Annotated in this window: 12 protein-coding genes; 3 read left to right on the top strand and 9 right to left on the bottom strand. The window is 68.7% G+C overall.

Annotated elements, in window-relative coordinates; all coding sequences use genetic code 11:
* Nucleotides 1-17 precede the first annotated feature (17 nt).
* On the top strand, nucleotides 18-1,202 hold the full coding sequence (locus NV401_RS06565; RefSeq protein WP_380815746.1) for an MFS transporter: 1,185 nt from the start codon (nucleotides 18-20) through the stop codon (nucleotides 1,200-1,202).
* Nucleotides 1,203-1,211: 9 nt separating this feature from the next.
* Here the strand turns inward: NV401_RS06565 and NV401_RS06560 are convergent, their stop codons facing one another.
* The 4 genes from NV401_RS06560 to NV401_RS06545 form a co-directional block, all read right to left on the bottom strand.
* Nucleotides 1,212-1,385, bottom strand: coding sequence for a hypothetical protein (locus NV401_RS06560; RefSeq protein ID WP_261293609.1), 174 nt, complete (start codon nucleotides 1,383-1,385; stop codon nucleotides 1,212-1,214).
* 31 nt (nucleotides 1,386-1,416) lie between these two features.
* Entirely contained in the window at nucleotides 1,417-3,912 is a 2,496-nt protein-coding gene (locus NV401_RS06555; protein ID WP_261293608.1) for an ATP-binding protein, read from the bottom strand.
* A 67-nt stretch (nucleotides 3,913-3,979) separates the two neighbouring features.
* Entirely contained in the window at nucleotides 3,980-5,644 is a 1,665-nt protein-coding gene (gene recN / locus NV401_RS06550; protein WP_261293607.1) for a DNA repair protein RecN, read from the bottom strand.
* Between the two features lie 62 nt (nucleotides 5,645-5,706).
* A complete protein-coding gene (locus NV401_RS06545) occupies nucleotides 5,707-6,645 on the bottom strand; it encodes an outer membrane protein assembly factor BamD (RefSeq protein ID WP_261293606.1) in 939 nt (312 codons plus the stop codon).
* A gap of 135 nt (nucleotides 6,646-6,780) precedes the next feature.
* Here NV401_RS06545 and NV401_RS06540 point away from each other — a divergent pair, with 135 nt between their 5' ends.
* Together NV401_RS06540 and NV401_RS06535 are read left to right on the top strand one after the other, a co-directional pair.
* On the top strand, nucleotides 6,781-7,605 hold the full coding sequence (locus NV401_RS06540; RefSeq protein WP_261293605.1) for a class I mannose-6-phosphate isomerase: 825 nt from the start codon (nucleotides 6,781-6,783) through the stop codon (nucleotides 7,603-7,605).
* An 81-nt stretch (nucleotides 7,606-7,686) separates the two neighbouring features.
* Nucleotides 7,687-8,868, top strand: a complete 1,182-nt coding sequence (locus NV401_RS06535) for a glycosyltransferase (RefSeq protein WP_261293604.1) — start codon at nucleotides 7,687-7,689, stop codon at nucleotides 8,866-8,868.
* Here the strand turns inward: NV401_RS06535 and NV401_RS06530 are convergent.
* The 5 genes from NV401_RS06530 to yajC all read right to left on the bottom strand — a co-directional run bounded on the left by NV401_RS06530 (nucleotide 8,843) and on the right by yajC (nucleotide 13,388).
* Nucleotides 8,843-10,012 carry a DUF3089 domain-containing protein gene (locus tag NV401_RS06530; protein ID WP_261293603.1) on the bottom strand — a complete coding sequence of 390 codons (1,170 nt, stop codon included), beginning with the start codon at nucleotides 10,010-10,012 and terminating at the stop codon, nucleotides 8,843-8,845. The genes NV401_RS06535 and NV401_RS06530 overlap by 26 nt on opposite strands.
* A gap of 67 nt (nucleotides 10,013-10,079) precedes the next feature.
* Nucleotides 10,080-10,451: an Mth938-like domain-containing protein gene (locus NV401_RS06525; RefSeq protein ID WP_261293602.1), complete on the bottom strand. Its 372-nt coding sequence runs from the start codon at nucleotides 10,449-10,451 to the stop codon at nucleotides 10,080-10,082.
* Between the two features lie 7 nt (nucleotides 10,452-10,458).
* Nucleotides 10,459-11,427 carry a protein translocase subunit SecF gene (gene secF, locus NV401_RS06520; RefSeq protein WP_261293601.1) on the bottom strand — a complete coding sequence of 323 codons (969 nt, stop codon included), beginning with the start codon at nucleotides 11,425-11,427 and terminating at the stop codon, nucleotides 10,459-10,461.
* Nucleotides 11,428-11,440: 13 nt separating this feature from the next.
* Nucleotides 11,441-13,039 carry a protein translocase subunit SecD gene (gene secD / locus NV401_RS06515; RefSeq protein ID WP_261293600.1) on the bottom strand — a complete coding sequence of 533 codons (1,599 nt, stop codon included), beginning with the start codon at nucleotides 13,037-13,039 and terminating at the stop codon, nucleotides 11,441-11,443.
* Nucleotides 13,040-13,046: 7 nt separating this feature from the next.
* The gene (gene yajC, locus NV401_RS06510; RefSeq protein WP_261293599.1) at nucleotides 13,047-13,388 is read right to left on the bottom strand and encodes a preprotein translocase subunit YajC; all 342 of its coding nucleotides are present in this window, start codon (nucleotides 13,386-13,388) and stop codon (nucleotides 13,047-13,049) included.
* Nucleotides 13,389-13,523: the final 135 nt, after the last annotated feature.

Below are 13,523 nucleotides of genomic sequence, written 5' to 3'. Positions count from 1 at the left end.
CGACAGTGGAGTGCGTGATGACGGCAATGGCGGAAACGGCGACGGTGGAGGGCAGGCTTGGCCGCGGGCTGACGCTCGCGCTGGCGGTGGCGGCGGGCGCGGCGGTGGCCAACATCTATTACAACCAGCCGATGCTCGGCATGATCGAGCGCGACCTGCCCGGGCGGCTGACCGGGCTGATCCCGACCGCGACGCAGCTCGGCTATGCCGCCGGGCTGTTCCTGCTCGTCCCGCTCGGCGATCTGGTCGAGCGCAAGCGGCTGATCGTGCTGCAGTTCGTGTTGCTCGCGCTCGCTTTGGTGGCGGCGGCGCTGGCGCCGAGCGCGCTGCTGCTGATCGCCGCCTCGCTGCTGCTCGGCGTCGCCGCCTCGGTCGCGCAGCAGATCGTGCCGTTCGCCGCGCATCTCGCCGATCCCGCACGGCGCGGCGCGACCGTCGGCACGGTGATGGCAGGGCTGCTCGGCGGCATCCTGCTCAGCCGCACGCTGGCCGGGTTTGTCGCCACGCATGGCGGCTGGCGCGAGATGTTCTGGCTCGGCGTGCCGATCGCATTGGCCGGCGCGATCGGCATGGCGGTGATGCTGCCGCGCAGCCAGCCGAGCAGCGATCTGCGCTACGGCGCGCTGCTCCACTCGCTCGGCGGGCTGTGGCGCGAATTCCCCGCGCTGCGCCGCGCGGCGGTCACCCAGGCGCTGCTGTTCGCCTCGTTCACCGGCTTCTGGACGATCCTCGCGCTGCACCTGCAGGAACCGCGCTTCGGGCTCGGCGCGGATATCGCCGGGCTGTTCGGCGTGGTTGGTGCGGTCGGCATCCTCGCCGCGCCGGTCGCCGGGCGGATCGCCGACCGGCGGGGGCCACGCGACGTGATCGTGCTGGGGTCGGTGCTGACCTTGCTTGCCTGGCTGCTGGTCGGCGTGTGGAGCTCGGTCGCGGGCATGGTCGTCGGCGTGATCGTGCTCGATTTCGCGGTGCAGAGCGCGCTCGTCTCCAACCAGCATATCGTCTACGCGCTGCGGCCCGAGGCGCGGTCGCGGCTCAACACGATCCTGATGGGCGGCATGTTCCTGGGGGGCGCGGCCGGCTCGGCCGCGGCGATGCAGGTGTGGGGCGCGGCGGGGTGGAGCGGCGTCGCCGCGCTCGGCGCCGGCTTTGCCGCGATCGCCACGATCCTGCAGCTGGCGGCGCTGACCGGCAGGCGCTGAGTGGCGCGGTCAGGGCTTTTTGGGCTTGGTCGGCTTGGGATCCTCGGTGAACATCTTGACCTTGACCGGCAGGTCCTTGCCCTTGGTGCGGCGCGACGGCACCTGCACCGGATGCTTCTTCTTCCATTCGGCCCAGCTCATCGGGCCGTCGGGCGTATCGATCATCTGATCGTCGATAGACATGGCTGCTCCTCGGTTAGGCAGGCTGAACGCGTCAGCCGGCGATCAGTTCGCGGATCCGCGCGGCCAGCGCATCGATCGCGAACGGCTTGGTCAGCACGTGCATGCCAGGATCGAGATGGCCGTGGCTGAGCACGGCATTCTCGGCATAGCCGGTGATGAACAGCACCTTGAGATCGGGCCGCACGGCGCGCGCCGCATCGGCGACCTGGCGACCGTTCATCCCGCCGGGCAGGCCGACATCGGTGACCAGCAGATCGATGCGCGCCCCGGAGCCGAGCACCTTCAGCCCCGCCGCCCCATCCTCCGCCTCGAGCGCATGATAACCGAGATCGTTCAGCACCTCGGCGACCAGCATGCGCACGGTCGGCTCGTCATCGACCACCAGCACGGTTTCGCCCGCGCCGCGTGCCGCCGCTGCCGGTTCGGGCGCGCTGGCCGCGCTGTCCGCGGCGCCGATATGGCGGGGCAGATAGACGCACACCATCGTGCCCGCGCCGGGCGCGGAATTGATGTGTACCGATCCGCCCGATTGCTTGGCGAAGCCGTAGATCATCGACAGGCCGAGCCCGGTGCCCATGCCGATCGGCTTGGTGGTGAAGAACGGTTCGAACGCCCTGGCGATCACCTCGGGCGGCATGCCGGTGCCGGTGTCCGTCACGCAGATCGAGATATAGTCGCCGGCCTCCAGCCCGCGCGTGGCGGCGGTGCGGTGATCCATCCAATGATTGCCGGTCTCGATCGTGATGCGGCCGCCCTCGGGCATCGCGTCGCGCGCGTTGATGCACAGGTTGAGCACCGCGTTTTCGAGCTGGCTGGGGTCGATCAGGCTCGGCCAGAGACCGGCGGTGTTGACCGTGTCGATCTCGATCTGCGGGCCGACCGTGCGCCGGATCAGCTCGGCCATGCCGCCGACCAATTGCGTCACGTCGGTCGGCTTGGGCGCCAGCGTCTGGCGGCGCGAGAAGGCGAGCAGGCGGTGGGTCAATGCCGCGGCGCGCTTTGCGGCGCCCTGCGCGGCATCGATATAGCGATCGAGCTCGCCGCCGCGGCCCTGCGCGATGCGCACCTGCATCATCTCCAGGCTGCCCGAGATGCCGGCGAGCAGATTGTTGAAATCGTGCGCGATGCCGCCGGTCAGCTGGCCGACCGCCTCCATCTTCTGCGCCTGACGCAGATTTTCCTCGGCGCGCATCAGTTCGTCGGTGCGATCGGCGACGCGCTGTTCGAGCTCGGCGTTCAGCAGGTGGAGATTTTCCTCGGCAATGCTGCGCTGCGTGACATCGGCGCCCTCGATGAAGATGCCGCTGACCTGCCCGGTCGCATCCCGGATCGGCTGGAACACGAAATCGACATAGCGCACGTTGATCGGCTCGCCGGGACCGGCCTGCGAGGCGAAGCGGCCGCTTTCCGACACGAACGCCTCGCCGGTGCGGTACACGCCGTCGAGAATCTCCAGAAAGCCCTGTTCGACCGCGTCGGGCAGCGCCTCGGCAATCGTCTTGCCGAGCACGTTGCGATTGTCGACCAGCGCGAAATAGCCGGGATTGGCGCGAACGATGCGATGCTCGGGGCCTTCGAGCATCGCCATGAAGGTCGGCGCCTGTTCGAACATCTGCGCCAGCTGCTCGCGTTCGGCGGCAAGCGCCAGGCGCGCCTCGACCCGTTCGGTAACGTCCTGCGCCACGCCGACGAAGCGCACGAACCGGCCCTCGGCATCGCGCTCGATCTCGCCTTTGCGCGCGATCCAGCGGATCTCGCCGGTATCGGCGCGACGGATGCGATATTCGACATCGAGCGGCGCACTGCCGGCAGCGCGCGTTTCCTGGCTGGAGGCCAGCGCGCGATCCTCGGGCACGATCAGTGCTTCGAACACCGCCGAGGGAACGCAATCGGTCTCGTCCAGCCCGTACAGCCGGCAGAAGGACGGTGTCGGCTCGGCGGTGCCGTCGGGATGGACGGTGAACATGCCGATCCCGCCCGCCTCCTGCGCGCGGCGCAGCTGTTCCTCGGTCTGCCGGTTATGCTGTTCGGCCAGAACCTTGTCGGTCGTCTCGTTGGTCAGGATCGACAGGCCGGCGATAGCGCCCGCCGGATCGAGGATGCGCGAATAGGAAAAGGTGAACCAGGTATCGGCAGGCCCGCGATCGGTATCCAGTTTCCACGGCAGATCGACGAACCGCGTGCTGCGGCCGGCAAAGGCATCGTCGATGATCGGTTTGGCCTGTTCCCAGCCATCGGCCCAGACCTGGTCGAAGCGCGTGCCCATCGCCCAATCGAGGCGCGGGCCGAGCAACGGAAAATAGGTTTCGTTGAAAAAGAAGAACAGTTCCTCTTCGCCCCAGGCAAGGATCATCGATTCGGGCGAGTTGAGGATCGTGCTGAGCGATATCCTGAGCGCATCGGGCCAGCCTTCCGGCGGGCCGAGCGGGTGATCCGACCAGTCGCGCGCGAGGATCAGCGCGGTCGCCGCGCCGCCGCCGTCGAGGAAGCGCAACGCGCGGGGCAGATCGGGCGTGGCGGAAGGCATGCGGCGCGAGCACTCTCGTCGAAAATCGCTACATACAGGCGGGCGGCGGAATAGCCAGCCGGCCGCGTCACGCGGTTTCGAGCAACCGTTCAGCCTGCGCGCGCGCCTCGTCCGTGACCGTCGCGCCGGAAAGCATGCGGGCGATTTCCTCGCGGCGTTCGGCCTCGTCGAGCGCGCGCACGCCGGTGCGGGTGACGGTGCCGTCATGGCTCTTGGCGATCAGCAGATGCCGCCCGCCGCGCGCCGCGACCTGCGGGCTGTGCGTCACGACCAGCAATTGCGTGGCCCCCGCGAGCCGCGCGAGCCGCTCGCCGATCGCGCTGGCCACCGCGCCGCCGACGCCGCGATCGATCTCGTCGAAGATCATCGTCGCCGCGCCGCCTTCCTCCGCCAGCGCGACCTTCAGCGCGAGGATGAAGCGCGAGAGCTCGCCGCCCGAGGCGATCTTGGTCAGCGGGGCGAACGGCGCGCCGGGATTGGTCGAGATCTCGAAATCGACGCGGTCCTTGCCCGCCGGGCCCCAGGCGTCGCGCGCCAGTGGCGCGATCGCGGTGCGGAAGCGCGCGGCGTCGAGCTTCAAGGGCGCCAGCTCGGCCTTCACCGCCGCGTCGAGCCGCGCCGCCGCCGCGCCGCGCTGCGCGGTCAGCAGATCGGCCTCGATCTCATAGGCCTTGGCAGCGAGCGCCAGGCGGCGTTCGAGCGCGGCGATCCCTGCGCCGCCGCTCTCGATCCGCTCGAGCTTGTCGGACAGTTGCTGCGTCAGCGCAGCGAGTTCGTCGGGCTGCACGCGATGCTTGCGCGCCAGCGCGCGCAGATCGAACAGGCGGGTCTCGTCGGATTCGAGCTGCGCCGGATCGAACGCCAGCGCGGCGGCGGCCTCGTCGACCTTCTCCTGCGCCTCGGCACCCTCGATGATCGCGCGGTCGATCGCTTCCAGCGCCTCGCCCAGCGCCGCGTGGTCCTGCCCGACGCGCTCGAGAATTCGCGCCGCCTGGCGCAATTTGGCGAGCCCGCCGTCCGATCCCTCGAGCAGATCGGCGATCGCCTGCAGATCGTCGGCGATCTTCTCGCCGCGCTGCATCCCGGCACGGCGCGTGGCGAGCGCTTCTTCCTCGCCTTCCTCCGGCCCGAAGGCGCGCAGTTCGGCGACGGCATGGTCGAGCCATTCCTGGTCACGTGCCTGCGTGTCGAGTTCCAGCTGCGCCTCGGCCAGCGCGGTTTCGGCGGCACGCCACGCGCGATGCGCGGCGGCGGCGGGCGCCGCATCGATCCGCGCGAACGTATCGAGCAGCGCGCGGTGGCCGCGCGGGTTGAGCAGCCCGCGCTCGTCATGCTGGCCGTGGATCTCGACCAGATTGGCGCCGATCTCGCGCAGCAGGCCGGCAGAGGCGGGCTGATCGTTGACGAACGCGCGGCTGCCGCCATCGGCCTTGACGATGCGACGGATGATCAGCGGTTCGCCCGGCTCCCGATCGAGCCCGTTATCGGCGAGCAGATCGGCCAGCGCGCCGCTTGTCGCCGGCGGATCGAAGCTCGCGGTGACCACTGCCTGGTTGGTGCCATGACGCACCAGCGCGCTGTCGCCACGCGCGCCGAGCGCCAGGCCCAGCGCATCGAGCAGGATCGATTTGCCGGCACCGGTTTCGCCGGTCAGGACGCCGAGCCCGGCCCCGAAATCGAGGTCCAGGGCCTCGATCAGGACGACATCCCGGATGGAAAGCGCGGTCAGCATGATCGACACTCCCCTAGCGGATAAAATACCGTTCTGGAATTGTTCTTTGCGGAGGCGCCGGGTCAGCCGCCGTTGGGGCTGGCACCGGTGGGCGCGGTGCGGCCCTCGTCCTTCGGCGCGATCGCGTCGCTGCCGGGGCGGGTCGGCTGATCGACGCTGGGGGTGGTCATCACCGGCACGATCGGCTGGCCCGGCGGGACCGCGGCAAGCGCCTTGGCGGGATTGTCGTTCACCAGCTTATAGGCACGCTCGTACCAGTCGCTGCCCGGATAGTTGGCGCCGAGCACCGCGGCGGACTTCTTGGCCTCGTCCGGCACGCCCAAAGCGAGATAGGTCTCGGTCAGGCGCATCAGCGCTTCGGGCGTGTGCGTGGTGGTCTGGAAATCGTCGACCACGCGGCGGAAGCGCATCGTCGCGGCAAGCCACTGGCCGCGCGTCTCGTACCAGCGGCCGATTTCCATCTCCTTGCCGGCCAGATGATCGCGGACCAGATCGATCTTGAGCCGCGCATCGGAGGCGTAGCGCGTGTTGGGATAGCGGCGGACCAGTTCGCCGAGCGAATCGAGCGCCTGCTGCGTGATCTTCTGATCGCGCGTCACGTCGCTGATCTGCTCGTAATAGCCCAGAGCGATCAGGTAATAAGCGTAAGGTGCGTCGCGGTTGCCGGGATGGACCTGCAGGAAGCGCTGCGAGGACTGGATCGAGCTGGTATAGTCGCGGCCGAGATAATTGCTGAACGCGCTCATCAGCTGTGCGCGGCGCGCCCATACCGAATAGGGATGCTGGCGCTCGACTTCGTCGAACAAGGCCGCCGCTTCCTTGTAGCGCCGCTGATCGAGCCGGCCCTTGGCGGCCGAATACAGCGTGCCGACGTCGCGCGCGACATAGGGGACGTCGTTCTTCGCGGTGTTGCGGGCGCACCCGGCGGTGGTCGCGGCAAGCGCGGCGATGACCGCAAGCGCGATCGGGCGGGAGAGCTGGCGGGGCAGGGGGTTACGCATGGCCGGTTCCATAACGCACGGAAGCCGTGGCTCACAATGTTTTTCGCGTGGCGGGCGCGGCAGGGCTGCGCGGCGGAGCCTGCACGGATATGGTGCGTTGCACGCCTGTAATATTACCCCGAGGAGCGACCCGACATGACCGCCAGCCTGCTTACCACGCGTCGCGTCGAAAAGCCGTGGGGCCGGCACCAGCTGTGGCCGGGTTTCGCCGATCCGGCGCCCGAGGCCGAGAAGATCGGCGAAGTGTGGTTCCAGACGCCGGATGCCGGCAAACCCGATCTGCTGATCAAATATCTGTTCACCTCGGAAAAGCTCTCGGTCCAGGTTCATCCCGATGACGAACAGGCGCGCGCGCGCGGCCTGCCGCGCGGCAAGGACGAATGCTGGGTGGTGCTGGCCGCCGAGCCGGGCGCGACGATCGCGATCGGCACGCTCGAGCCGCTCAGCAAGGAGACGCTGCGCGCCGCCTCCGAGGACGGCACGATCGAGCAGTTGCTCGCCTGGAAGCCGGTCAAGGCGGGCGATTTCTTCTATTCTGCGAGCGGCACGGTGCATGCGATCGGCGCCGGGATCACGGTGATCGAGGTGCAGCAGAATTCGGATACGACCTACCGGCTGTACGATTATGGCAGCGACCGCGAACTGCATCTCGATGACGGCGTCGCGGTCGCGGATCCCGTGCCCTATGTCGCGCCGCCGGCGCCCGGGCGCGTCGCGGACGACCGCATCCTGCTGGTCGAGGGGCCGAAATTCGTGCTCGAACGCTGGCCGGCTGGCCAGCGCGTGGTGACGCTGCCCGACGGCGTGCCGGGTTGGTTCGTGCCGATCACCGGCGCGGGCACGGCGGACGGCGTGGCGTGGCAGGCGGGCGAATGCCTGCAGTTCACCGGCACGACGCACGTCAGCGCGGAGACGGGGAGCGACCTGCTGTTCGCCTATCCGGGGACGACGCGGATCTGATCGCGCTGCCCTTGCCCGGATGCCCCGGGGGAGGGCGGGATTGGGAAGGCCATCGTAACCTTCCGCTGCTAGGCCGGCCCGATGCTCCGCGTCCTCACCCTGGCCTCCCTCTATCCCGATGCCTCGCGCCCCAATTTCGGCGTGTTCGTCGCGCGGCAGACACTGGGGCTGGCGGCGCATCCCGATGTGGATTTGCGCGTCGTCGCGCCGATCGGCCTGCCGCCCTGGCCGCTGTCGCGCCACGCGCATTATGCCGCGCTCGCCGCGCTGCCGCCGCGCGAGACCTGGCAGGGCGTCGATACCTGGCGGCCGCGCTTCACCACCCTGCCTGCGACGCAGGGCCGCTTTCACGTGCCCGCGCTGATCCGCCGGCTGATTCCGCTGCTCACCGTGCTGCGCCGCGACTTTCCGTTCGACGTGATCGATGCCGAATTCTTCTTTCCCGACGGGCCGGCGGCGGTCGCGCTCGGCCGGCATTTCGGCGTGCCGGTGTCGATCAAGGCGCGCGGCGCGGACATCCATCATTGGGGCAGCGCCCCGGCCACTGCCGCGCAGGTCGTGACGGCCGGCCGGCAGGCGGACGGGCTGCTGGCGGTGAGCGACGCGCTAAAGGCGGATATGGTCGCGCTCGGCATGCCCGCCGCGCGGATCCGCGTGCACCATACGGGCGTCGATCTCGCGCGCTTCGCGCCCGGCGACCGGACGGCGCTGAAGGCGGCGCTGGGCGTGACCGGGCCGCTCATCGTCTCGCTCGGCGCGCTGATCCCGCGCAAGGGGCATGACATCGTGCTGCGCGCGGTCGCCGCGCTGCCCGGCGTCTCGCTGCTGATCGCCGGGGAGGGGCCAGAGCGCGCCGCCTTGACCGCAGCGATCGCGGCGTTGGGCGTGGGCGATCGCGTCCGGCTGCTGGGAGCCGTGCCGCATGGCGCGATGCCCGCCCTGCTCGCCGCCGCCGACGTGATGGCGCTGGCCTCCGCCTCCGAGGGGCTGGCCAATGCCTGGGTCGAGGCGCTGGCGTGCGGCACGCCGATCGTGATCACCGCGGCGGGCGGCGCCGGCGATGTGGTGCGCAGCGCGGCGGCCGGCCGGATCGTCGCGCGCGATGCCGACGCGTTCCGCGCCGCGATCGCCGATCTGCTCGCCGCACCGCCGGCGCCGCACGATACGCGGCAGGCGGCGCTCGGCTTCACCTGGGAGGCCAATCGCGCCGCGCTGTACGATCACCTCGCCGGGCTGGTCAGCGCTTCTTCTTCGTCCAGCTGATGCCGCGCCATTCGGTCGCCTGGCGATCGGCCAGTTCGACGAGGTCGCCCATCGCGACCGACATGTCGATCAGGTGCAGCCCCCAATCCTTGAGGATCGCCGGCCCGATCGCGACATCGCCGACGATCGTGTCGGTGCGCGGATCGGCCGGATCGGCGTTCACCGTCACCGCCAGATAGTCGAAGCCGCCCTGCGACACACATTCCGCCGAGATCAGCCCCGGTACCTTGACGAAGCCGGTGGTGACCGGCGCGCCGTCCTTGCTCCACGGACCCATCGCAGCGGAGCCGGTGCCGGCGCTCTTGGCGCCGAGGATCGCGTCGGTCACCGCCTTGCCGCCGGCGAGCGCCGCGGGATTGGTGCAGGCGGCGACCTGCCCCGCGCCTGGCACCTTGCCGAAGCGGCTGTTGGCGGGCGGCGGCGAATCGGCGCGGAACGTGACATAGGAGACGATGCAGCCGAACTGCCCGTCCTTGCGGCACAAAGGCATGCGCTTGAAATCGCCGCCGACATCCTGGCCGGCCGGCACCGCGACATTGGTGCCGAGCAGCATCGCCGAGACGATCCGGCGCTGCACCGGCGTGTTCTCGATCTGCTCGGCGATCAGCCGCTTGAGGATGCCCGAACCCTGGCTGTGCCCGATCAGCACCACGCCGCGCCCCTTATTGTCGCGCGCGAGATAATCGGCCCAGGCCGCCTTCACATCGGCATAGGGCAGTTCGCGGTCCATCGTCACCGTCGCCCCGGTCATCGCGGTGCGCAGCGCGGTCAATGTGACCTGACGGTAGAGCGGCGCAAAGACGCGGCAATGCTGGCGGAAGCGCGCCGCCTGCGCGCTGGCCACGCCTTGCTCCTCGGGGCCGGCATTCATGTCGCTGTTCGGCGTGGGATCGAACGACACGGTGGGATAGACGTAGAAACAGTCGAACGAGATCTGCGGATCGGGGCGGAGCTTCTCGATCTTGCGCTTGCCGTCGGCGCGGATCACCGTGACGTCCTGGTTCGACGCGCAGGCATCGGCGCGGTCGGGGCGGCACAGCCAGCTGGCATCCTGCGTATAGTCCGGAGCCGGCGCCGGGCCGGGGACTTGCGCGGCGGCGGGAACGGCCAGCGACGTGGCCAAGGCGGTGACGAGCAGTTTCATCGATTTCTCCCCCGACTCTGATGGTCTTGGGGGAAGAGTGTAACCGGGAATTGACGCGAGTCGAGGCTCAGTCGAGCGGGTAGAGCGCGGCGGCGATCCAGCGCCCTTCGCCGCGCAGCACCGCCCAGGCGCGCGCCGCGGCGCGGCTGTCCATCGCCTCGACTCCGAAGCCCAATGCCTCGATCGCGCGGATCAGTTTGGGCGCGGGGCGGACCATCGCCGGCCCGGTGCCGATCAAGACGAATTCGGGCGGCGGATCGAGCGCCAGAATCGGCGCGAGATCGTCTGCGGTCAGCGCGGCCAGCGGCGGCGGCGCCCAGCCGTCGGCGCGCTGCGGCGTGATCAGCAGCGCACGATAGACGCCGTCATCGACCTTGAACCCGCCGGCGGAAAAGCCGGCGATGATCGGGCCATCGGTCTTCGGCTTGTCCATGCGCATGCGCGGATCAGCCCTTGGGGCCGACCCGCTCGGCGCCGCTTGTCCCGCGCTCCGGCTTGTCCGGCGCATCCGGATTGGCGCGCAGGCCGAGCGTGATCAGCAGCGAGGACGACACGTAGATCGACGAATAGGTGCCGACGAAGATGCCCAGGATCATCGCCGCGGTGAAGCCGCGCAGCACATGGCCGCCGAGGAACAGCAGGGCGAACAAGGCGAGCAGGATGGTCAGCGAGGTCATCACGGTTCGTGGAAGGGTTTCGTTGACCGAGAGATCGACGATCCCGGCCATGTCCATCTTGCGATAGCGGCGCATATTCTCGCGAATGCGGTCATCGATGACGATCTTGTCGTTGATCGAATAGCCGATGATCGTCAGCACCGCCGCGACGATGTTGAGGTCGAATTCGAACTGCGTCAGCGCGAAGAAACCGAGCGTCATGAGCAAATCGTGGACGATCGCGACGACGGTCGACACGCCGAACTGCCATTCGAAGCGCACGACGGCGAACAGGCCGATACCGAGCACCGCGAGCACGACGGCGAGGATGCCGTTGCGGATCAGTTCGTCCGAAACCTTGCCCGAGACGGTCGAATAGCGCGAGAAGGTCGCGCCCGGGAAGGCCTGCCCGACCGCCGCCTCGACCTTGCGCACCACCGCGTTGGTCGCGCCTTCGTCGGCGCTTTCCACCACCGGCAGGCGGATCGTCATCGTCTTGCCGTCTCCGAACGGCTGCAGCTGCGCATCGCCGACGCCGAGGCGATCGATCGTCTGGCGCAGCTGATCGACGTTGGGGGCGGTGGTGAACTTTTCCTCGATCATCAGGCCGCCGACGAAATCGACGCCGAAATTGAGACCCTTGGCCCAGACCAGCCCGACCGAGGCAAGGCTCAGCGCCATGGTCAGCGCGAACGCCCATTTGCGTAAGGATACGAACGGCAGGTTGGTGTTGTCGGGGACGATTTTCAGCAGGCGCATGTGTCTTCGCCGATCAAATGTTGATGTCGGTGGGGCGGTTCTTCCGCAGCCACAGAGCGATGAGCATGCGCGTGAACACGACGGCGGTGAACACCGAGGTGGCGATGCCGATCAGCAGCACGACCGCGAAGCCCTTGACCGGGCCCGAGCCCAAGACGAGCATGATCACGCCGGAAATGGCATGCGTCACGTTCGCCTCGAAGATCGTCCGGCTCGCTTCCTTGTAACCCAGCTCGACCGCCTGGACGACGTTGCGCCCGCGCCGTCGTTCCTCGCGGATACGCTCGTTGATCAGCACGTTGGCGTCGACCGCGGTGCCGATCGTCAGCACGAAGCCGGCGATGCCGGGCAGGGTCAAGGTGCCGTTGAGCAGCGCCAGCACGCCGACGATCACCACCACGTTGATGACCACGGCGAGATTGGCATAGGCGCCGAACCGGCCATAGGTCAGGAACATGAAGATGATCACCGCGGTGACGGCGATGACCGAGGCGAGAATCCCTGCGCGGATCGAATCCGCGCCGAGATCCGGCCCGACGGTCGATTCCTCGATCACCTTCAGCGGCACGGGCAATTTGCCCGAGCGCAAGGCGATCGCCAGCTGGTTGGCCGAATCGACCGTGAAGCTGCCCGAGATGCTCGCCGTGCCGCCGAGGATCGCCTCGTTGATGTTCGGCGCGGAGATCACCTTGTTGTCGAGGATGATGGCGAACGGCTTGCCGACGTTTTCCTGCGTGACGCGGGCGAAGCGGCGGCCGCCCTCGCTGTTGAAGGTGATCACCACCTGCGGCTCGTTGCCCTGCGGCGAGAAGCCCTGGCGCGCATCGGTCAGCTGATCACCGCTGATAATCGCCGAGCGCTTGACCGCGATCGGCTGGCCGCCCTCCTGATATTGCAGCACCTGGCTGCCGATCGGCGCCTGGCCCTTGGCCAAGGCCGCGGGATCGGTGGCGGTGGTGTCGACCAGCTTGAATTCGAGCTTGGCGGTCTTGCCGAGCAGATCCTTCAGCGCCTGCGGGTTCTGCAGCCCCGGCACCTGCACGACGATGCGCGTATCGCCCTGGCGGACGATCGTCGGCTCGCGCGTGCCGAGCTGATCGATGCGCGTGCGCACCACTTCGGTGGCATCGTCGACCGCGGTCTTGATCGCGGCCTTCAGGCCTGCCTCGCTCGGCGTCATCACGAAGCGCGAGCCATCGACGACCTGGATGTCCCATTCGCGCTGCCCGGTCATGCCGACGCCGCTGCCGGCGATCTCGAGCAGTTTCTCGCGCGCCGCATCGACCTGCGTGGAATCGCGCAGCATGAAGCTCAACTTGCCGTCGCGTTCGGAAACGTCGCCGGTCTCGATCCGGGGGGCGCCGCGGCGCAGCTCGGTGACCACACGGTCGCGCATCGCATCGAGCCGCGTCTGCGCGACGTCCTTGGTATCCGCCTCGAGCAGCAGATAGGAGCCGCCGGCGAGATCGAGCCCGAGATTGATCCGCGGATGGGGGAAACTGCCCCATTTCGCGGTGGTGGATTCGGGCAGGAAGCTCGGCACCGCCAGCAGCATCAGCGCCGCCAGGAACCCGAGGATCGAGAGTACTTTCCAGCGCGGGAAATCGAGCATCGTGGCGTCAGTCGTTCGCGGGCTTGGCCGTGCCGGCGCCGGTCACGTCGGTCAGCGTCGCCTTGACCACGCGGACGCGCGTGTTCGGCGCGATCTCGATCTCGACGATCGTGTCCTCGACCTTGGTCACGCGGCCGAGGATGCCGCCCGCCGTGACGACCGAATCGCCCTTCTTCACCGCATTCACCGCGGCCTGCATCGCCTTCATGCGGCGCTGCTGCGGGCGGATCATCAGGAAGTAGAAGACGACGAAGACGAGCAGCAGCGGGGCGATGCTGGCGAACATGCCGAGCGGGCCGGCGCCGGCTGCGGCGCCCGTGGTCTGGGCAAAGGCTTGGGGAATCAACATGCGGCTACCTGAATGGACGCGCGTGAGGCTGCCCCACGCTCAAGCGCCGCGCGCTATCATCAACATGGCAGGGGCGCAACAAACGGTTGGCGGACGGGCCGTGCGCAAATCGCGGCGCTTGCATCCTGCCGCCGC

Origin of the sequence: Sphingomonas hylomeconis (assembly GCF_025370105.1) — a bacterium.
Lineage (GTDB): Bacteria > Pseudomonadota > Alphaproteobacteria > Sphingomonadales > Sphingomonadaceae > Sphingomonas > Sphingomonas hylomeconis.
Note: the sequence above shows the minus strand (reverse complement) of the source record. Positions and strands in the feature narration are given on the sequence as shown.

Bases quoted from the DNA above. Each gene is read 5' to 3' on its own strand.
- NV401_RS06565 (WP_380815746.1), top strand. From the start codon at position 18: ATGACGGCAATGGCGGAAACGGCGACGGTGGAGGGCAGGCTTGGCCGC.
- NV401_RS06560 (WP_261293609.1), bottom strand. From the start codon at position 1,385: ATGTCTATCGACGATCAGATGATCGATACGCCCGACGGCCCGATGAGC.
- NV401_RS06555 (WP_261293608.1), bottom strand. From the start codon at position 3,912: ATGCCTTCCGCCACGCCCGATCTGCCCCGCGCGTTGCGCTTCCTCGAC.
- recN (WP_261293607.1), bottom strand. From the start codon at position 5,644: ATGCTGACCGCGCTTTCCATCCGGGATGTCGTCCTGATCGAGGCCCTG.
- NV401_RS06545 (WP_261293606.1), bottom strand. From the start codon at position 6,645: ATGCGTAACCCCCTGCCCCGCCAGCTCTCCCGCCCGATCGCGCTTGCG.
- NV401_RS06540 (WP_261293605.1), top strand. From the start codon at position 6,781: ATGACCGCCAGCCTGCTTACCACGCGTCGCGTCGAAAAGCCGTGGGGC.
- NV401_RS06535 (WP_261293604.1), top strand. From the start codon at position 7,687: ATGCTCCGCGTCCTCACCCTGGCCTCCCTCTATCCCGATGCCTCGCGC.
- NV401_RS06530 (WP_261293603.1), bottom strand. From the start codon at position 10,012: ATGAAACTGCTCGTCACCGCCTTGGCCACGTCGCTGGCCGTTCCCGCC.
- NV401_RS06525 (WP_261293602.1), bottom strand. From the start codon at position 10,451: ATGCGCATGGACAAGCCGAAGACCGATGGCCCGATCATCGCCGGCTTT.
- secF (WP_261293601.1), bottom strand. From the start codon at position 11,427: ATGCGCCTGCTGAAAATCGTCCCCGACAACACCAACCTGCCGTTCGTA.
- secD (WP_261293600.1), bottom strand. From the start codon at position 13,039: ATGCTCGATTTCCCGCGCTGGAAAGTACTCTCGATCCTCGGGTTCCTG.
- yajC (WP_261293599.1), bottom strand. From the start codon at position 13,388: ATGTTGATTCCCCAAGCCTTTGCCCAGACCACGGGCGCCGCAGCCGGC.